General features: G+C 70.2%; 19 protein-coding genes. 12 read left to right on the top strand and 7 right to left on the bottom strand.

What is annotated here, in order from left to right:
- Positions 1-29: 29 nt before the first annotated feature.
- The gene (locus AB0B48_RS16375; protein WP_357201791.1) at positions 30-1,355 is read right to left on the bottom strand and encodes a glycoside hydrolase family 18 protein; all 1,326 of its coding nucleotides are present in this window, start codon (positions 1,353-1,355) and stop codon (positions 30-32) included.
- Between the two features lie 145 nt (positions 1,356-1,500).
- Between AB0B48_RS16375 and AB0B48_RS16370 the strand changes: the two genes are divergently transcribed.
- Positions 1,501-2,385, top strand: coding sequence for a bile acid:sodium symporter family protein (locus tag AB0B48_RS16370; RefSeq protein WP_357201788.1), 885 nt, complete (start codon positions 1,501-1,503; stop codon positions 2,383-2,385).
- A gap of 59 nt (positions 2,386-2,444) precedes the next feature.
- Here AB0B48_RS16370 and AB0B48_RS16365 read toward each other — a convergent pair whose 3' ends face one another.
- The gene (locus AB0B48_RS16365; RefSeq protein WP_196926210.1) at positions 2,445-2,864 is read right to left on the bottom strand and encodes a PPOX class F420-dependent oxidoreductase; all 420 of its coding nucleotides are present in this window, start codon (positions 2,862-2,864) and stop codon (positions 2,445-2,447) included.
- Positions 2,865-3,004: 140 nt separating this feature from the next.
- Here AB0B48_RS16365 and AB0B48_RS16360 point away from each other — a divergent pair, with 140 nt between their 5' ends.
- Entirely contained in the window at positions 3,005-3,898 is an 894-nt protein-coding gene (locus tag AB0B48_RS16360; protein ID WP_357201785.1) for an NAD(P)-dependent oxidoreductase, read from the top strand.
- Between the two features lies 1 nt (position 3,899).
- Here the strand turns inward: AB0B48_RS16360 and AB0B48_RS16355 are convergent, their stop codons facing one another.
- From AB0B48_RS16355 to AB0B48_RS16340, 4 genes are all read right to left on the bottom strand, one after another.
- On the bottom strand, positions 3,900-5,003 hold the full coding sequence (locus tag AB0B48_RS16355) for a glycoside hydrolase family protein (protein WP_357201781.1): 1,104 nt from the start codon (positions 5,001-5,003) through the stop codon (positions 3,900-3,902).
- 178 nt (positions 5,004-5,181) lie between these two features.
- Positions 5,182-5,529: a thioredoxin gene (gene trxA / locus AB0B48_RS16350; RefSeq protein WP_357201778.1), complete on the bottom strand. Its 348-nt coding sequence runs from the start codon at positions 5,527-5,529 to the stop codon at positions 5,182-5,184.
- Positions 5,508-5,891: a MerR family transcriptional regulator gene (locus tag AB0B48_RS16345; RefSeq protein ID WP_357201775.1), complete on the bottom strand. Its 384-nt coding sequence runs from the start codon at positions 5,889-5,891 to the stop codon at positions 5,508-5,510. Before AB0B48_RS16345 ends, trxA begins: the two co-directional genes overlap by 22 nt.
- Before the next feature lie 98 nt (positions 5,892-5,989).
- Positions 5,990-6,952 carry an AraC family transcriptional regulator gene (locus tag AB0B48_RS16340; RefSeq protein ID WP_357201772.1) on the bottom strand — a complete coding sequence of 321 codons (963 nt, stop codon included), beginning with the start codon at positions 6,950-6,952 and terminating at the stop codon, positions 5,990-5,992.
- A gap of 214 nt (positions 6,953-7,166) precedes the next feature.
- Between AB0B48_RS16340 and AB0B48_RS16335 the strand changes: the two genes are divergently transcribed.
- From AB0B48_RS16335 to AB0B48_RS16320, 4 genes are all read left to right on the top strand, one after another.
- A complete protein-coding gene (locus AB0B48_RS16335; protein ID WP_357201769.1) occupies positions 7,167-8,708 on the top strand; it encodes an NAD(P)/FAD-dependent oxidoreductase in 1,542 nt (513 codons plus the stop codon).
- 114 nt (positions 8,709-8,822) lie between these two features.
- Entirely contained in the window at positions 8,823-10,022 is a 1,200-nt protein-coding gene (locus AB0B48_RS16330) for a low temperature requirement protein A (RefSeq protein ID WP_357201766.1), read from the top strand.
- A gap of 159 nt (positions 10,023-10,181) precedes the next feature.
- A complete protein-coding gene (locus AB0B48_RS16325; RefSeq protein ID WP_357201764.1) occupies positions 10,182-11,078 on the top strand; it encodes an acetyltransferase in 897 nt (298 codons plus the stop codon).
- Positions 11,079-11,153: 75 nt separating this feature from the next.
- Entirely contained in the window at positions 11,154-12,131 is a 978-nt protein-coding gene (locus AB0B48_RS16320) for an alpha/beta fold hydrolase (protein WP_357201761.1), read from the top strand.
- 43 nt (positions 12,132-12,174) lie between these two features.
- On the opposite strand, the gene AB0B48_RS16315 is transcribed toward AB0B48_RS16320, so the two are convergent.
- Entirely contained in the window at positions 12,175-13,263 is a 1,089-nt protein-coding gene (locus AB0B48_RS16315; RefSeq protein ID WP_357201758.1) for an aldo/keto reductase, read from the bottom strand.
- Between the two features lie 139 nt (positions 13,264-13,402).
- Here AB0B48_RS16315 and AB0B48_RS16310 point away from each other — a divergent pair, with 139 nt between their 5' ends.
- The 6 genes from AB0B48_RS16310 to AB0B48_RS16285 all read left to right on the top strand — a co-directional run bounded on the left by AB0B48_RS16310 (position 13,403) and on the right by AB0B48_RS16285 (position 19,216).
- On the top strand, positions 13,403-14,008 hold the full coding sequence (locus AB0B48_RS16310) for a TetR/AcrR family transcriptional regulator (protein WP_357201755.1): 606 nt from the start codon (positions 13,403-13,405) through the stop codon (positions 14,006-14,008).
- Between the two features lie 59 nt (positions 14,009-14,067).
- On the top strand, positions 14,068-14,247 hold the full coding sequence (locus AB0B48_RS16305; protein ID WP_357201752.1) for a hypothetical protein: 180 nt from the start codon (positions 14,068-14,070) through the stop codon (positions 14,245-14,247).
- A gap of 207 nt (positions 14,248-14,454) precedes the next feature.
- On the top strand, positions 14,455-16,071 hold the full coding sequence (locus tag AB0B48_RS16300; protein ID WP_357201750.1) for an ABC-F family ATP-binding cassette domain-containing protein: 1,617 nt from the start codon (positions 14,455-14,457) through the stop codon (positions 16,069-16,071).
- Positions 16,072-16,351: 280 nt separating this feature from the next.
- Positions 16,352-17,443 (top strand): LacI family DNA-binding transcriptional regulator, encoded by a 1,092-nt coding sequence (locus AB0B48_RS16295; protein ID WP_357201748.1) that lies wholly within the window; start codon positions 16,352-16,354, stop codon positions 17,441-17,443.
- A complete protein-coding gene (locus tag AB0B48_RS16290) occupies positions 17,440-18,375 on the top strand; it encodes a sugar ABC transporter permease (RefSeq protein WP_355010245.1) in 936 nt (311 codons plus the stop codon). Before AB0B48_RS16295 ends, AB0B48_RS16290 begins: the two co-directional genes overlap by 4 nt.
- A gap of 1 nt (position 18,376) precedes the next feature.
- Positions 18,377-19,216 (top strand): carbohydrate ABC transporter permease, encoded by an 840-nt coding sequence (locus tag AB0B48_RS16285; protein WP_238667634.1) that lies wholly within the window; start codon positions 18,377-18,379, stop codon positions 19,214-19,216.
- The last annotated feature ends 106 nt before the right edge of the window (positions 19,217-19,322 follow it).

Below are 19,322 nucleotides of genomic sequence, written 5' to 3'. Positions count from 1 at the left end.
CGGCGGCGGGCCGGGTGGATCGGGTACGGCTACCAGGTCGTCAGACCGAGGCCGATCGTCTTGGTCAGCGTGGCGTTGTCGTCGTCGCCGTCGAGTGACCAGATCATCGCGCCGGCCAGGCCGGCCCGTCGGATGTAGAGCGTCTTCTGCAACACGACCGCCGGATCGTCGTACGTCCACAACGTCGTACCGTCGAACAACCAGGCGTGTCCGGCGCGCAGGTCGCGATGCACGGTGTAGCCGTTGCCGGCCAGGGTCTTGAGGTTCTTGTAGTCCTCGTACCCGGCCTCGAAGGTGGCCGGCGCGGGCCCGGTGGCCGGCTGGAACAGACCGTTGCCGCCGCCGGTGATGCCGGTCCAGCCGCGACCGTAGTAGGGGATGCCGAGCACGAGCTTGTCGCGCGGCGCTCCACGGGCGATCCACCCGTCGATGGCGACCTCGACGGAGAAGTCCGGGTTGTCCGGGGCACCCGCCGGGACGCGTAGCGCCGACTGCTGGTTGGCCCGTGCGTCCCAGCCGCCGTGGAAGTCGTACCCCTGCACGGTGGCGAAGTCCAGGTACTTGAAGATCTTGCGGCCCTCGTAGCCGGCGTCCATGGTGGCCGGGCTGGCCGGCAGGAACGCGGTCAGCGGATGATGCGCGCGGGTCGTGCGCCCATACCCGTCGAGCTGCCGGCGGAACTCGGCGAGCAGCTTGGTGAAGTTTTCCCGGTCCTCCGGGCGGATCACGTTGCCGGGCTCACCGTCTGAGCCGGGCCACTCCCAGTCGAGGTCGATGCCGTCGAAGACGCCGGCCCCGGCACCGGCGGTGGTGCCCGGCAGGTTGCCCTTGAGGTAGAGGTCGATGCAGGACGTGACGAACGCCTTGCGGGACGCGTCGGTGCGGGCCGCGTTCGAGAAGTACGTCGACCAGCTCCAGCCACCCAGCGAGATCAGCACCTGCAGCTTGGAGTGCTTGGCCTTCAGCTTGGCGAGCTGGCCGAAGTTGCCGTTGAGCGCCTGGCCCGGGGCGTCCGCGACACCGTCGACGCTCTCCTCGGCCGGGACGGGGCGCTGGTAGTCGGCCCAGGCGTCGCCCTCACCCGGCCCACCGTCGACGTAGCAGCGACCGTCCTCGCTGACGTTGCCGAAGGCGTAGTTGAGGTGGGTGAGGCGGCTCGCCGCCCCGGAGGTTTCGAGCTTCTTGACCGGGAAGGCCCGGCCGTAGATGCCCCACTGGGTGAAGTAGCCGACCCGGTGGTAGCCGGCGCGTTCGGGGTTGGCGCCCGCGTTCGCGGCGGTCGGTGGGGCGGCGGTGACCAGAAGGGTCGTCAGAGCGACGACGGCGGTGAGACGGCGGTGACGGAATGGTCGCATCGGCACACTCCACGAGACATCAAGCAGAATTAGTTAAGAGACTTATCTGATTGATGAAGTTAAGCCGGTCACCGTCTGCGGTCAAGAGGCGTCCGTCCGCACGGGGGATTGTGAACGCGTTACCCGGTGGTAACGATGTTGTGCCATGGACTCCGCCCTGACACTGATCGGACTACCCGTCGCCCTCGGCATCATCATGCTCGGTCTGGGTCTAGGACTGACCATGGCGGACTTCCGCCGGGTGGCCCAGCATCCGCGAGCCGCCGTCATCGCCCTGGTCTGCCAGGTGCTCGTGCTGCCGGCGCTCTGCTTCTGCCTCGTCCTCGCGTTCGACCTGGCACCCGAACTGGCCGTCGGCATGATGCTGCTCGCCGCGTCACCGGGCGGCACCACCGCCAACCTCTACAGCCACCTGTTCGGCGGGCACGTGGCCCTGAACATCACCCTGACCGCCATCAACTCGGTGCTCGCCGTGTTCACCCTGCCGATCCTGGTCAACCTGTCGGCGGCGTACTTCCTACCCGAGGGCAGGAGCATCGGCCTGCAGTTCGACAAGGTGCTCCAGGTCTTCGCCATCGTGCTCGTCCCGGTCGCGATCGGCATGCTCATCCGGGCGCGGATGCCCCAGGTGGCCGAGCGGCTGAACCGCCCGGTCCGGATCCTCTCCGTCGTCGTACTCGTCGCGGTGATCGCCGGCGCGGTGCTCGGCGACCGGGAGAACATCGCCGACTACTTCGTCTCGGTCGGCCTGGCCGTGCTCGCCTTCAACCTGCTCAGCCTCGCCATCGGGTACGGGGTACCGCGCCTCGCCGGCGTCGACCGGAGCGCCGCGACGGCCGCCGGCTTCGAGATCGGCATCCACAACAGCACCCTGGCCATCACGATCGCGCTCAGCCCGGCGCTGCTCAACAGCACCCAGATGGCGATCCCGGGAGCCGTCTACGGCATCGTCATGTTCTTCACCGCGGCGGCCTTCGGCTACCTGGTGACCCGCGTCGGCGCCCGGTCCGCCCCCGCCCTGACGCCCTGACGGCCGGCGCCCTGTCGCCCCGACGGCAGCCGTCGAGGCGACAGGGCGGACGGCAACGGTCAGCCGACCTGGTTGTTGTCCTTCTGCGCACCCCAACCGTGCCAGCGGTCGATCTCGATCAGGGCGCTGACCCGGGCGCGTTCCCGCCGTGGGTACGCGTTGCCGGTGTAGTGCTTCGACAACCGGTCGATGTCCGCCAGGCCCTCGTCAGGGCGCAGTTCGGCGACGTGCCCGATGATGCTGACGTGGGTGTACCAACCAGCCTCGTCGAGCACGGTGAGGGACACCCGGGGGTCGTTGCGGACGTGCTCCAACCGGCGGCGGCTCTCGTCCATGTTCACCAGGATCCGGCCGTCCTCCCACAGGTACCAGGTGGCGGCGGACACCGGCTGACCACCGTTGCGAAGCGTGGTCATGACGGCCGGGTTCGGCTTCTGCAGCATGGCGACCGCGGCCTCGGGAAGCGGTGGCTTGGACATGAAGTCTCCTCTTCGCGACAACGTTTACCCCTGCACGTTACGCACCTGCCCACCCGATCGCGCTCGGATCGCGATCGCGGCGCGGCGGGCCGATCCCACCCCGCTGCCCGGCTGCCGCTGGCGGCGGCGAAGATGTGGTCATGAGCATCTCCGCACTGCCCAGGCGTGTCGTCGTCACCGGCGCCTCCGGCAAGCTCGGCCGCGCCGTCGTCGCCCACCTACGGGCCGCGGGTGTCGACGTGCTGGCGGTGGACCGCGCCGGCGGCCGCGACCCCCGCGACGTGGACGGCGAGTTCCTCCTGGTCGACCTGACCGACTACGGGCAGGTGGTGGAGGCGTTCACCGGGGGCGCCGACGAGCACGCGGGCGGCGTCGACGCGGTCGTGCACCTGGCGGCGGTCCCGGCCCCCGGGCTGATCTCGAACGCGACCACGTTCGCGAACAACTCCGCCGCCACGTACAACGTGTTCGCCGCCGCGCGGGCGGCCGGGATCAAGCGGGTCGTCTGGGCGTCCAGCGAGACGGTGCTCGGGTTGCCGTTCGACACACCGCCGCCGTACGCGCCGGTCGACGAGGAGTACGCGCCCCGGCCCGAGTCGACGTACTCGTTGAACAAGGCACTTGAGGAGGAGATGGCCCGGCACTTCTGCCGGTGGGACCCGGAACTGGTCATGGTGGGTCTGCGCTTCTCCAACGTGATGGATGTCGAGGACTACGCGCCGTTCCCCTCGTTCGACGCCGACCCGCAGCTGCGCCGGTGGAACCTGTGGGGCTACATCGACGCGCGCGACGGGGCCCAGGCGGTCGAGCGCGCGCTCGCGCACGACCAGCCCGGTGCCGACGTCTTCGTCATCGCCAACGCCGACACCGTGATGACCCGGTCCAGCGCCAGCCTGATGGCCGAGGTCTACCCAGGCGTCGAGATCCGCAAGGAGCTGGGTGAGCACGAGACCCTGCTCAGCATCGACAAGGCCCGCCGGGTGCTGGGTTACGAGCCGCGGCACTCATGGCGAGATCACGTGGACGTGCTGTAGGTCAGCGTGCCGCCTGGTAGGCGCGACCGACGGCGGTGGCGGTGCTGCCGGTACGGAACAGGCCGGTCTGGTCCTTGTCGGTCGCGGGCAGGCCGAACCACGCGTACCGCTGAAGCCAGGACAGCCCACCCAGCATCTTCGTCGCCGCGGTGAGGAACGCGGCCTGCTGTGCCTGGGTGGGGAAACGGACGCCGTTGGAGAAGTCGATCAGGGCGAACTCGGTGAGCCAGACCGGCAGGTTGTACCTGTCGTGCACGGCCTGGAGGTACGACTTGAGCTGGTTGACCGCGTTGGCCGTGGTGAAGTCACCGCCGTACCAGTGCAGGGCGATGAAGTCGACACGATAGCCGCGCTGCTTGGCCCCGGCCATGAACCGGTCGAGCCACTCGCCCTGCCGGTCGCCGCCCCAGGCCACTGCCGGGCTGCCCAGCGGCAGGCCGGTGGCCTGCAACTGCGGCCACAGCTCAAGCGCCTGCTCGACGGTCATCTCGGCCTGGCCCTTCAGGTCCGGCTCGTTGAAGCCGAGCAGGTAACGGCCGTTCTGCTTGGCCTGTTGCAGGTTGCTCGCGGTGACGCTCTTCGCCCCCCAGATCATCGGGACGAACTCGGTGCCCTGCGGGCTGGTGACGCCCTGGTGCTTCACGTCCCAGGTGTAGTACCAACTCGCCCCGGAGTTGGCCAACGCCTGGCTGACGCCGTCGAAGGTCCACACGCCGACGCCCTTGCGCTTGGAGGTCACCGCGGTGGCCGCCGGGGCGACCGGACGCCCGGATGTCGGCTTCGCCGCCGGCGTCGACGGGGGAGCCGTCCCCGTCGGGCTCGCCGTGGCGGCGGGCGTGGCCGCGGCGGGTGTGCCCGGCAGCGGGCTCGTGGACGGTGACGCGTCGAGCGCCTGCGTCGCCGCCGGGGCGGGCGTCGGCCCGGTCGGCTGCACCACGACGATCACACCCGTCACCAGTACGGCGACCGCGGCGGCCACGAGCAGCGGCCACAGCAGCCGCCTCACGTTGTTCGGGAGGCGGCCGAGCATCCCGCGTCGGGGTTCCGCGTGGACGCCCCGGTTCCCCCTCGCGGCGTCCGCCTCACCCTGGCCGGTTGCGCGCATCGTCTCGACTCCCTCGTTAGGTCGTACCGCTGACTGACGGAGACGATGACGGAAGATCCGTCACCTGCCTCCCCTCAGGAGACTGGCCGGCCGCACCGGGATAACGATTTCCACAGCTGATGATCTCGGGCGAAACCCTGGGCGTCTGGACCGACCCCCGGGGGCGCACCGCTGGCCGTTACCACCCGGCCTGCGCGGTCAGGGTCTCTCGCAGGTACGTCTTCGGCCTGGACCCCACTGTCGAGCCGACGACCTCGCCCTGACGAAACACGAGCAGCGTCGGCAGGGACATCACCCGGTAGCTACGGGTCGCTCTGGGATTCTCGTCGGAGTTGAGCTTCGCCACGACCATCCGGTCACCGAACTCCTGGGCCAGTTCGGCGAGGCTCTTCTCGATGGCCTTGCAGGGGGGACACCAGTCCGCCCAGAAATCGACGACAACGGGTCGGTCGCTGGCCAGCACCAGCTCCGCGAATGTGTCGTCCGTGACGGTGACCAGCGAGCCTATGTGCGTCTCCTGGGGCATGTCTTCTCCCGATGTGCGATCGCCTGAGTGAGTTGACTGTGCAGTTGCTGGCGCACCGCGCCGAGCCGGTCGATGACGGCCTCGACTTCGACGATCTTGCGCCGCAGCACCAGCACCGAGTCCGGGCAGACGTCACCGGACGTGTTGCCGGCCCGGAGGCAGGCGACGAACGGCCGAACATCGTCGAGGCCGAACCCGACGTCGAGCAGCGCCCGGATCTCCCGTACGACGCGTAGCTCCGACTCGTCATAGTCGCGGTAACCGTTGGGGGAGCGCTGCGCCCGTACCAATCCGTGCGCCTCGTAGTAGCGCAGCGTGCGAGGGCTCGTGCCGGCCCGCTCAGCCAGCTCGCCGATCAGCATCCAACCTCCTCCATCGGCCCGTCGCGACCACGCTAAACCTTGTCGTCAGCGTCAAGGCAAGGGCCGACCGTGCGGAGGGCGGGACGAGGCGACGGTCGTCACCGACGCAGGGTCGTGGACGGTGTCTCGCCGAAGCGGCTCCGATACTCGGTCGCGAACCGACCGAGGTGCACGAAGCCGTGTTGCAGGGCAACCGTCGTCACGGACGCCCCCGGCGCGGCGGAGCGGAGCGTGCGGTGCGCCGCGTCGAGTCGGCACGCCCGCAGGTACGCGGTCGGGGTGATCTGCAGTTCACGGCGGAAGCAGTCCTGAAGTGTCCGTACGCTCACCCGTAGCGCCTCGGCGACGTCACCGACGGTCAGCGCCTCCCCGTGGTGTTCGGAGATCAGGGCGCAGGCCCGGCGGACGAGACGCCCGGGGTGGGCGTGCTGGCCCGGCTCGGCCAGCAGGTGGGAGTGGCTGTGCTGATGGGCCAGCAAAAGCTTGCCGATGAGCCCCTGTTCGAAGCGGGCGGCTACCTGCGGGTGGTCGAACAGGGACGCGTCCGCCGGCTGGGACAGCTCGTCGGCGAGGAACGCCACCCCGCGCGCCCACGCCTGCGCGGTCGGAGTGGTCATGAGCATGCCGACGTCGAGGCGGACCGGGTCGTCCACCGGGTGGCCCAGCAGGCGGGCGAGTTCCCGGTCGACGGCGCGCCGGTCGGCGTAGAAGATCCGGTGGGGTGATCCCTCGGACCACCGCATGTCCGAGGAGTCGTACGGGGACAGCACCGAGGCGACGTCGGGGGTCGAGGTCACTGTCTGACCAGCGTGCCGGACCATCGTGCTGCCGGCGCTGGGGATCTGGACGAGGTAGAAGGTCTCCAGGGCTGGCGGTTGGATGCGCACCGCCTGCCCGTAGTCCAGGTCGATGACGCCCACCCCGCCCGCCCGGCGAGCCGCCATCCGCAGTCGCACTGCGTGCACACCCGCCTGCGGGGTGAGCCGGTGTGGACAGAAGACCCGACCCACCTCGGCGCGAGCCCGGTCGACGTCGTCCGTCCGGACCGTCACCGCATCCATCCGACACCTCCCGGGCGTCCCGTCGCGCTGACCGTAAGGCGTGACCGGGCCGGACCAGATCCGAAAGCCGTCGACCCGACAGGAAAGGGTCTGGCTGCGTACCGCGGACAGCGCCCGCGTCGAGCGGATAGCGACCTTCGTGGCCTGCTCGCTAGCGTGCGAGCACCGCGGGCGGTCAGCGCCGGCACGGTTCGTACGTCCTTCGGAGGAGATCATGAGGATTGCCGTCGTCGGTGCCGGATTCGCCGGTGTGAGCGCAGCCAAGGTGCTGCGGCAGAGCGGATTCGACGTCACAGTGCTCGAGCGCGCGCCCGACGTCGGCGGGGTGTGGAGTCGTACCCGGCGATACCCCGGCCTGCACACCCAGAACGACAAGGGCACCTACCACCTCTCCGACCTGCCGATGCCCGCCGACTGCCCGCAGTGGCCGTCGGGTGAGCAGGTCCAGCGGTACCTGGAGAGCTACGTGGAGAAGTTCGGGCTGGCCAGCGCGCTGCGCCTGTCCACGGAGGTCGCCTCGGCCGAGTTGGTCAACGACGAGACCGGGTGGCTGGTGACCTCGCGGCCGGCGGGCGCCCCGGCGCCGTTGACCGTGGAACGGTACGACCACCTGGTCGTCGCCAACGGCATCTTCTCCGACCCGGTCGTCCCGTCCTTCGACGGGCACGCGAGCTTCGCGGCTGCCGGAGGGCGCGTACTGGCGACGGGGGAGTTCCACGACATCGAGGCCGCCCGGGGCAGGAACGTCCTCGTGGTCGGGTACGGCAAGTCGTCCTGCGACGTGGCGGTCCCGGTGAGCGAGGTCGCCGCCCAGACCCACGTGGTGGCGCGCGAACTGCTCTGGAAGATGCCCCGCAAGCTCGGTGGAGCGCTCAACTACAAGTACCTGCTGCTCACCCGGATGGGTGAGGCGCTCTTCCGTTACCTGCACCTGAAGGGCTTCGAGCGGTTCCTGCACGGCCCGGGGAACGGTCTGCGCCAACGCATGGTCGACAGCGTCGGCTCGGTCGCGACCCGGCAGTTCAACCTGCGCGAGCTGGGCCTCGTGCCCAACGGCAGCTTCGAGGACATCGCCCGCAGCACGGTCAGCCTCGCCACCGAGGGCTTCTTCGAGCGGGTCACCGACGGCCGCATCGCCGTACACCGGGAACAGGTGATCACCGAGTTGCTGGTCGACGGTGGCCGGCCCGCCGCGCGCCTGACCGACGGCACGGTGCTCCCTGCCGACCTGGTGATCTGCGGTACGGGCTTCCGCCAGCACGTGCCGTTCTTCGACCACGCGTTGCACGCCCGGCTTCAGGACGACGCCGGCAACTTCATGCTCTACCGGCAGATCCTGCCGATCGGCGTGCCGCGGCTGACGTTCGCCGGCTACAACTCGTCGTTCTTCAGCCCGCTCAGCGCGGAGATGGCGGCGGTCTGGACGGCTGCGTACCTGCGGGGAGGGATCACGCTGCCGACCGAGGTCCAGATGCGCGACGAGGTGCGCGCCCGACTGTTCTGGATGACGAAGCGCACCAACGGACGGCACGCTCGGGGCACGAACATCATCCCGTTCTCGATGCACAACGTCGACGAGGTGCTCGACGAGCTGGGGCTCAACGTCGGCCCGCTGACCCGGGCCCGGCAGTGGCTGCTCCCCGTCGACCCGGGCTCGTACCGCAGGGTGACGGCACAGATGATCCGGCGTACCGCCGACCCGGTATCCGCCATCAGCGACGGAGACCCGATGAAGGTGGATAAAATACGCAGATAGGGATCAGGTGGGCCGGTCGGCGAGGGAGGCTCGGGGACGATGGCAGCGGAACGGGGTCACCACAAAGGTGCGCCCGTCTCGACGACCCTGGCCGGCTGAGCTGTCCCGCCGTCCGTGCTGACGCGCACCGAGTTCTTCCGTGGGCTCGGGGACAGCAAGAGCCCCCGCTCGGCGACCGTCCTGGAACTGCTCTTCGACATCGTCTACGTCTTCGCGCTGGCCCGCCTCGCCGGGCGGGTCGCCGACGACCTCACCATCGTCCGGCACACACTGCTGTCCGAGGCCGGCCAGACCGTCCTCTTCTTCACGGCGATGTGGATGATCTGGTCGCTCAACGCCCTGCTGGCGAGCACCTACGACCCCCGGCGCCCCGATCTCCAGGCCGTCCTGCTGGCGACGATGTTCGGCACGCTGGTGCTGGCGGTCACCCTGCCGCAGGCCTTCGGCCAACGCGGGGTCGTCTTCGCCTGCACGTACGTCGTCATCCAGGTCGGCCGACCGCTCTTTCTGTCGTTCGCCCTGCGGGGTCACGCGGGCCAGGCGTTCGCGCTCCGGGTGCTGACCTGGCACCTGGCGTCCAGCGTGCTCTGGATCAGTGGCGGCATCAGCGGTGGTCTCGGTCGGGGCGTCTTCTGGACCCTCGCTCTCGCCATCGAGTTGATCGGCGCCGCCACCACCTACCCCCTGCCCCGCATGGGCAAGCGACAGCTCACCGGCCTGGGGGTCACCGTCTCCCAGGAGCATCTCGCCGAGCGGTACAACCAGTTCTTCATGATCGCCCTCGCCGAGGTCGTGCTCGAAGCCGGCGCCGCGGTCAGCTTCCCGGGCTTCACCACCGAGGGAACCATCGCCCTCATCGCCGCGTTCGTGGCGGTCGTCTCGTTCTGGCGGATCTACTTCTACCACGTCAGATCCGGCCACGCCTCGACCCCGAGCGGGGAGGGGATCCAGCTGTCGCGGTGGGCGAGCTACAGCCTGCTGTTGATCGTTGGTGGCATCATCTGCACCGCCGTCGGCTTCGGTCAGGTCATCGAGGATCCGCACCCGCCGATCGACTGGGCTCTGGTGGTCATCATCTTCGGCGGCCCGGTGCTGTTCCTGATCGGTCGGAGCGTCCTGGAAAAGGAGAACCGATCCGCGCCACGGTGTCGGGCGCTGTACTTCGGCGCGGCGGCGCTGATCCTGGCGGCCCCGCCGATGGTGCTGCTCCCGCCGATCGCCGTGGCGGCCGTCGCGGCCGTGATCCTGGCCGGCATCACCGTGTACGACCAGCGTGCCCACAAGCGTGGGTCGGAGACCAACCCGACGCTGTGACGATCTGTTGCGGGCCGGCGACCAGTCCGCGTATGGTCGTCGGGCACGCCGTCGAGCTGGAAGGAGGTCAGAACAATGTCCGATGTTCTGCGCCCCCTCCGCGCTCCGGCGTCCGCGCGGATCTGAGTCCGGGGCGCGCGCTTCCCGGAGGACCAACCCATGACTGATCTGGTCATCCGTCCGCTCGTCGCGGGCGAGGAAAACCTGTTCGACTCCATGCCTGATCCGCTGCCCCAACTGCGCCAGGTCGCGTACGCCGACGGGATCGCCGGCGGCGGCTACCGGCCCGAGAACACCTGGGTCGCCCTCCGTGCCGGCCGGGTGGTCGGTCGGGCAGCCTGGGTCCTCCCGCCGGGTGCCATCGGTGCCCCGTGGTTGGAACGGTTCGACCTGGACGCCGAGCCGGAGGTGGGCGCCGAGCTGCTGCGTGCCGCCCACGAGGCGCTGGGCGGTCCCGGTCTGTACTACGCCGCGCTGCCGGCGCACTGGCGGCGTCGGCCCGAGGTACTGGCCGTGGTGCGGGCGCCCATGGCGGCCGCTCGCCTCGCCGGGCTGGTCGAGCGGGGGGAGCGACTCCGCTGCTCCTGGACGGGCACCCCCCTGCCGGCGTCCTCCGGGCGGTACGAGTTCCGTCGACCCGTCGACGTGGCGGAGATCAACGCCCTGGTGGCCAGGACCGCCGAGCCGGACGTACTGACCGGCGTCGAGAACGCCCGAGCCGTCGGCGGCGTCGACCTGGCGACCGACCCGCTCGCCTGGCTGGGCGAGGCCACCGAGGAGTGGCGCGTCGTGGTGGACGCAGGTAAGCCGGTGGGCCTGGCCGGAACGGCCGGGGACGCCTGCTTCCCACTGATCGCCTATCTCGGCCTGCTCGACGAGGCGGCCCGGCCCGAGCTGTTGGCCGAGGCGGTCCGGGTGCTGGCCGCCGGCGGTGCCCGCGAGGTCATCGCCGACGTGGACTCGCACCGGGTGGCGGTACTGGCGGAGTTGGAGCGGACCGGCTTTCGGCAGTTGCGCACCCGGGTCGTCTTCGCGCCGCCGAACAGCAAGGAATAGCTGACCGGGTGCGCCCGGTCACCCGGGCGCACCCCCTCAGCCGGCGTCGAACGCGTCCCCTGTCAGCATCTGACCATGCCGGAGATCATCGCGCTCCTCGTCGGCGGGTTGGCGCTCGTCGTGGCGGCGGTCGCCGGGCTCTACCTCTGGCCGGTGGGCCGCAGTGGGTTACGGGTCGCGCCGGCCCGACCGCTCGACTTCGACACGGCCACCCGTGCCGCTGCGGCCATCATCGCCGCCGAGACGGCCGATCCGGAGGTGCGACCGGAGTCGCGCAGTCGCCTGCTGAGCCACGGTTCCCGTACCAGCCGGGCCGTGCTGCTCTTGCACGGCTACACCCTCGCCCCCGAGCAGTACGAACGGCTGGCCGAGGAGTTCTTCGACAGTGGTTACAACGTCTGGGTTCCGCGGGCGCCCCGGCACGGGACCGTCGACCGGCGGGCCCACCACCGGGTCGAGGCCGGTGAGCTGACGACGTACGCCGCGCAGGGGTGGGCCGTCGCGGCGGCCCTGGGAGACGAGGTCGGCGTCGTGGGCATCTCCGGGGGCGCCGTGCTGGCCGCCTGGCTGGCCCAGGTGCCGGGAAACGTCGTACGGCATCTGCTGTTGCTGTCGCCGTTCTTTGCTCCTAATCCGCGACAGGCGCCGGCCTACGCGGTGAAACCGCTCATCACGCTGTACGGGCGTCGCGTTCTGCGGGATCGCGTCACGTCGCGGGGATACTCCCTCGCTGCCGTCACCCAGTACCTGACGATCGCGCGCACCCTGCCGAAGCCGCCGCGGCGGACCGGTCTGCGGAGCGCGGCGGTCGCGATCAGCCCTCTCGACGGCGTGGTGGATCTCAGGGCGGCGGTCGACGTGCCGCGCCGGATCGCCGACGCGAACGCGATACCGCTGCGGGTGTGCACCCTGCCGGAGACGTTGGGCGTCGAACACAACACCCTCAACCTCGCCGCCCTCGGCGCTGAGGGCGACGAGCTGCGCCGGCTGTACGTGGCGCTCTACGAGGGTGCACCAGCACCAGAACCAGACCCCACACCAACCCACCGCTAAATCCCCCGCGGGGTAGGGGTAGGGGCAGGGGTCGTGCGAGGTTCTACTTGGCGTTGAACACCGGCGGGGCGTAGCCGGCCGGCTTGTCGCCGATGCCGAGGCCGGGGCTCACCACCCAGGACTGGTACTGCGGGGTGAACATCACGTAGGGCACCCCGAGTTGCGGAGCGCTGGCCTCGTCGAGACGGCGGCGCGCGTCGGCCGGGATCTCGAAGTCGAGCGCCTCGAAGTTGCTGCCGATCTGCTCGGCGCTGCTCGCGCCGATGATCACCGAGGCCACTGCGGGTTGGGTGGCGACCCAGTTGATCGCGACCTGGGCCATGCTGCGGCCCAACTCGGTGGCGACGCTCTCCAGGGCGTCGATGACCTGCCACTCGCTGGCGCTGACCTCGCGGCCGCCGGTGTCGGGGTTGGTCAACCGACCGGTCCCGCTCAGGCCGTCGCCGCTGCGCCGGTATTTGCCGCTGAGCAGGCCGCTGGCGATCGGGCTCCATGCGGTGAGCCCCATGCCCATGGTCTGGGCCATCGCCACGTACTCCGCCTCGATGTCGCGGCTGACCAGGGAGTACGGCAGTTGCAGATTGATCATCGGGGCCAAACCGTGCGCCTCGGCGTAGCTCTGCGCCCGGGTGGCATACCAGGCCGGTACGTCGGAGAGGCCGGCGTACCGGATCTTGCCGGCACGCACCAGGTCGTCGAGAGTGTGCACCACCTCCTCGACCGGGGTGATCCGGTCCCAGGTGTGCAGCAGGTACAGGTCGATGTAGTCGGTGCCCAGTCGGCTCAGTGACGCCTCGACGGCCCGCATGATGTGCTTGCGGCCGTTGCCGCTCGCGTTCGGGTCACTCGGGTCGACGGTGTTGGTGAACTTGCTGGTGAGCACGAGCCGTTCGCGCACGCCAGCCCGCTCGATCAGCCGGCCGAGGATCTTTTCGCTCTCGCCGGCGGTGTAGAAGTCCGCCGTGTCGATGAAGTTGCCGCCCGATTCCAGATACCGGCGGAAGATCGGCTCGGCCTCCTCCTCGGTCTTGCCGTACGCGGCGTGGAATCCGTCGACGCCGAAGTTCATGGTGCCCAGCGCCAGCCGGCTCACCCGCAGACCGGACCGTCCGAGCAGGTAGTAGTGGTTCATCGTTGTGTCCTCTCGATCACGTGGCGGCCCGAGCGGACCGTTTTCCAGACCTTTGCTCGACAAAATTGGACCTGCAAGTCCAAAAGCCGAGCTAGGGTCAGTCGGGCAGGCACGAGGGGCAAGCGGTGAGGGAGGTCTCATGACAAAAGCGCTGACCCGCAAGGGTGAGGCCACCCGGGCGCGGATCGTCGCCGGCGCCGCCGCCGAGATCCGTGAGCGCGGCGTCGACGAGGTACGCCTCGAGGATGTGATGGCCCACACCGGCACCAGCAAGGGCCAACTTTTCCACTACTTCCCGGACGGGAAGGAAGAACTGCTGCTGGCGGTGGCCCAGCACGAGGCGGACCAGGTCCTGCTCGACCAGGAGCCGATGCTCAGCAACCTGACGTCCTGGCCGGCCTGGCTGGCGTGGCGTGACCGACTGATCCAGCGCTACCGGGCACAGGGGGTGAAGTGCCCGCTCAACGGTCTGCTCGGCCAGACCGGGCGGCGGGCGCCGGGCGCGCAGGCGATCGTGACCGGGCTCATGTGGCGCTGGCAAACCAAGATCGCCGAGGGCATCCGGCACATGCAGTCGACCGGCGACATCGCCCCCGAGGTGAAGGCCGACCGCGCCGCGGCGGCGCTGCTCGCCGGCATTCAGGGCGGCGTACTCCTGCTGCTCTCCACCGGAAGGACCGACCACCTGGAAGCGGCCCTCGACCTCACCATCGACTCCCTGCGGGCAAGCGCCCGGACGGCCTGATCGTGTCAGGATCTGCCCGTCCGGCCGTGTCGGTCGCGGTCGGAGAGGGGTGGTCGATCATGTCGGTAGGGATGGCGGCGGCACTGGTGGGCGGCGGGGTCGTGCTCTGCGCTGGCCTGCTGCTGGCGATCATCGCCGTGCTGGGGCGTCGCGCTCGGGCCGGGCGACTGGCGGGCCGATACACGTCCCGGCGGGGAAACTCGTCGGACAACAGCTCGTCGAGCACGGGCGGGAGCTGAGCCGAAGCCGGCACGGTTATTCTTGCGCCCGAGTTCTGGGAGATCGGAGCAGACGTGGCAGGTGACGACGACATCTCCGGGTGAGCACCCGGACCGGCCGCCGACGGGCGCGTGATCGCGCCTCCGTCGCCGCGGCCTCCGTCGTCATGTCCTGCTTCCGCCGGGGTGCCGGTGTGCGCCCCGGATCGTCCTTATCCGAGGTTCCCCATGTCTGTTCGACCTGCTCTCACCGCCCATGACCTCGTGCGGGTCCGCGGCGACCGCCGGGTGCTCGACGGCGTCTCCCTGACTGCCGCGCCCGGCCACCGGATCGGCCTGATCGGTGAGAACGGCACCGGCAAGACGACCCTGTTGCGGGTCCTGGCCGGCGTCGACGTACCCGACTCCGGCACCGTCACTCGTCCACCGGACGTCGGCTTCCTGCACCAGGAACTGCCGTTGCGGGGATCCGCCACCATCGCCGCCGTCCTCGACGACGCGCTGCGTGAGGCTCGCGCCGACCTCGCCGAGCTGGACCGGATCGGCGTCGCGCTCGCCGACGCGCCGGAGGGCACCGAGCAGCACGACCGGCTGCTGGCCGCGTACGGCGAGGTGCTGGAGCGGGCGCAGGACCGCGACGCCTGGGACGCCGACCGGCGTGCCCGCACGGTCCTCGACGGCCTCGGTCTCGGCGGGCTGCCCCACGACCGAATGCTGGGCGCGCTCTCCGGTGGGCAACGTGGCCGGCTCGCCCTCGCGGCGACGTTGATCCGCCGGCCGAGCGCGCTGCTGCTCGACGAGCCCACCAACCATCTCGACGACGCGGCGGCGGCGTTCTGCGAGGACCAGCTCCGTGCCATGCCGGGGGTGGTAGTGGTGGCCAGCCACGACCGGGCCTTCCTGGACGCGGTCTGCACCGATCTCATCGACCTGGACCCGGCGGTCGACGGACCGGTCCGCTTCGGCGGCGGCTACACGGCGTACCTGACGGCCAAGCGTGCCGAGGCGCAACGGTGGCGGCGGCGCTACGACGAGGAGCAGGCGCTCCTCGCCGACCTGCGCGAGGCCGCCGCCGTGACCGGGCACCAGGTCGCCCACGGCCGGGGCCCGCGCGACAGCGAGAAGATGGGGTACGGGCACACCGCCGGCCGCGTTCAGAACCAGATCTCCCGGCGCGTGCGCGACGCCGTCCGTCGACTGGAGACGATCGAGCGCGACCCCGTTCCGGTGCCGTCGGAGCCGTTGCGCTTTCACGCGACGGCGCTCACCGTCGGCGACAGTGACGGCGTGATCGTCACGGCGGACCGGCTGGAGGTTCCCGGCCGACTGCGGGTGGCGCACCTGGAGCTCAGGTCCCGCGACCGGCTGTTGGTGACCGGCCCCAACGGTGCTGGCAAGTCGACCCTGCTCGCCGTGCTCGCCGGCCGGCTGACCGGTGCCGGAACGCTCTGGCGACGACCGGAGCTGCGGGTCGGCCTGCTCACCCAGGACAGCGTCTTCGCGGATGCGCGGCGGACCGCCCGGCAGGTCTTCGAGGGGGCCGTCGGGATGGAACGGGCCGCTGCCGTACCGCTGTCGTCCCTCGGGCTGCTCGCCCCGGCGGACCTCGACCACCCGGTGGCCGACCTGTCGGTCGGACAACGCCGTCGGCTCGCCCTCGCGGTGCTCGTCGCCGATCCGCCGGAGCTGCTCCTGCTCGACGAGCCCACCAACCACCTCTCGCCGACGCTCTGCGACGAGTTGGAGGACGCGCTGGGCACCGGCCCGGGTGCCATCGTCGTGGCCAGCCACGACCGCAGACTCCGCTCCCGCTGGCCCGGCCGAGAGCTCCGCCTCCCCACCTGAACCCACCCCACCCCACCCCTCCCGCACCCCACCCCTCCCGCACCCCACCCCCCGGAACTGTTGATCATGAAGTTATCGCCACGACACGCCGCTGCGCAGGGCAATAACTTCATGATCAACGCGGCGGAGTGGGAGGTGCGGTGCGGTGGTGCGGGGGGTGCGCGGTGGGGTGCGGGTCGCGGGGGTTGGAAACGTTTTCGTAACGGGCCCTTGACCTCTCCGCCACTTGCGGAGCAGACTCCCCGGAAACGTTTACAGCTATCGGGTGGAGGTGCCGAACGTGGGTCGTAAACGTTTACAGGAACCGGCGGACGGCCGGCCCACGGTGCACACCGTCGCCGCCCGCGCCGGCGTTTCCATCGCGTCCGCCTCACGGGTGCTCAACGGCGTCGGCGGCAGCCCCGAGACGATCCGCAAGGTTCGTGAGGCGGCGGCCGAGGTGGGCTACGTGCCCAACGCGATCGCCCGGTCGTTGCAGTCCCAGCGCACGGGTCTGATCGCGCTCGCGGTGGAGGACATCGGCAACCCGGTCTACGTGGAGATGATGCGGGCCATCGAGGCCGTGGTCGCGTCCTCCGGGCGGCAACTGCTGGTGCACGCCACCGGCGGGCGGATCGACAACGAGACCGCTCTGCTGCGACGACTGGCCAACCGCTACGTGGACGGCATGATCGTCTCGCCGATCCGGGTCACCGACGACCACCTCACCGCGCTGGTGGACAGTCCGGTGCCGGTGGTGGTCGTCGGCCAGCTCGGCGAGGACACTCCGATCGACAACGTGCGTACCGACTCGCGCCACGGTGTGGCGCTGGCCGTGGACCATCTCGTCGCCACCGGCCGACGGCGGATCGGTTTCGTCAACGGTCCGCTCGACACCGTTCCGGGCGCCGCCCGCGACGCCGGATTCCGGGCCGCCCTGACCCGACACGGCATCCCGCTCGACGCCGACCTGATCGAGGTCGGCGACTTCCAGTACGCGGCCGGCCGCGCCGCCACCGAGCGACTGCTCGCCCGCGCCGACCCGGACGCCCTGGTCTGCGCCAACGACCTCATCGCGGTCGGCGCGCTGCACGCCCTGCTGGTCGCCGGCCGTCGGGTGCCGCAGGACGTCGCCCTGGTCGGCATGGACGACACCGAACTGGCCCGGATGATGTTTCCCCAGCTCTCCAGCGTCTCGCTCGGCTCGGCCGAGCGTGGTCGCCGAGCCGCCGAACTGCTCCTGCACCGCATTGCCGACGCCACAGTGCCGCCGCGACGCGAGCAGGTGCCGCCAAGTCTCGTCGTTCGCGCGTCCAGCGCCGCGACCCTGCCGGTCCCTCGACCCGCCGGCCCACCCACCACCCACCCGTCCAGCGAAGGGGTGACCGCATGACCACCCTGACCGAGCGGCCGGACGTCGAACGGGCCGAGCCGGCCCGGCGGCGCAACCGGTTCCGCTCCGACCGCACCACCATCTACCTTCTCCTGCTGCCGTCGCTGCTGCCGATCCTGGTGCTGTCGGTGTTTCCCCTGCTGCGGGGCATCTACCTCGGCTTCACCGACGCCCGCGCCGGTCGCAACGTCGAGGTCAGCTTCACCGGCCTGGCCAACTACCGGGACCTCCTCGGCGACGAGCTGTTCTGGAACTCGTTCAAGATCGGCCTTCTGTGGGCGGTCGGGGTGACTGTGTTGCAGTTCCTGCTCGCCCTCGGGCTGGCGCTGTTGCTCAACCAGCAACTGCGGTTCCGAGGTGTGGCGCGGGTGCTGGCCGTCGTGCCCTGGGCGATGCCGCCCGTCGTCGTCGGCATCCTGTGGAAGCTCGTCTACCACCCCGACGCCGGCCTGATCAACGAGTTCTTCCACCGCGTCGGGGCCGACGGACTGCGGACGAACTGGCTGGGCGACTTCAGCACCGCACTGCCCGCGGTGATCATCGTCGGGGTCTGGGCGGGCATGCCGCAGACCACTGTCGTCCTGCTCGCCGGCCTACAGGGTGTGGGTCGCGAGCTGCACGAGGCGGCGGCGGTGGACGGGGCCAGCACCTGGCACCGGTTCCGGCACGTCACGCTGCCCGCGCTGGCGCCGGTGATCGTGGCGATCACCTCGCTGGACTTCATCTGGAACTTCAACTCGTTCGGCCTGGTCTACGTGCTCACCGCCGGTGGACCGGGCGGCAAGACGATGCTGCCGATGCTCTTCGCGTACGAGGAGGCGTTCCGCTACGGCAACTACGGCTACGCGGCGGCACTCGGCAACGTCATGGTCGTGATCATCATCGCGCTGCTCGCGGTCTATCTCCGTCGCCGGCTCAGGGAGGCGAACTGACATGTTCGGAAAACCGAGCCGCACGAGCCGGACGCTGCAGTACCTGGCGCTCGCCGGCTACCTGATCTTCCTCGGGTTCCCGCTGGTCTGGCTGCTCTCCACGGCGTTCAAACCGCCGCGCGAACTGGTACGCCTGCACCCGACGTTGATCCCGGACAACCCGACACTGCAGAACTTCGTGCAGGCGTTCACCGAACAGGAGCTGGGCCGGGCAGCGCTCAACAGCCTCCAGGTCTCCCTCGCCTCGGCGGTCCTGACCGTGCTGGTCGCCATGCCGGCGTCGTACGCGTTGGCCCGGTTCCGCTCCAAGCTCGGCACCGCCGCGCTGGGCTGGGTGCTGCTGTCCCAGCTCTTCCCGTTCGTACTGCTGATCATCCCGATCTTCCTGGTGCTGCGGCAGGTCGGTCTGGCCAACACGCACGCCGGGCTGGTGCTGATCTACGTGGTCTGGGCGCTGCCGTTCGCGCTGTGGATGTTGCAGGGCTTCGTCCGCAACATCCCGAGGGAGCTGGAGGAGGCAGCGTCGGTCGACGGCGCCACCCGGGTGCAGGTGCTGCGGCGGGTGGTCTTCCCGCTGCTCGCTCCGGGCCTGGTCGCGACCGCGTTGTTCTCCTTCATCTCGGCCTGGAACGAGTTCTTCTTCGCACTGGTGCTGATCAAGACCCCGGAGCTGGCCACCCTGCCGGTGGCGCTGGCCCGGTTCGTCGGCATCGAGGGCACCGCCCGGCTGGGTCCCCTGGCCGCCGGTTCACTGCTGGCCACGCTGCCCAGCCTGATCTTCTTCGCGTTCATGCAGCGCCGGCTCTCGTCCGGGTCGCTCGCGGGCGCGGTCAAGGGCTGAACCGTCCCCCCAACCACCACCAAGGAGGTACCCCCATGCTTCGTACCCGATTCCGCCGACTCGCGGCGGGCGCCGCGGTCGCGGTCGTCGGCCTCGGCGCGCTCAG

The sequence above is a fragment of the Micromonospora sp. NPDC049089 genome (genome assembly GCF_040648775.1).
Classification (GTDB): Bacteria; Actinomycetota; Actinomycetes; order Mycobacteriales; family Micromonosporaceae; genus Micromonospora.
Note: the sequence above shows the minus strand (reverse complement) of the source record. Positions and strands in the feature narration are given on the sequence as shown.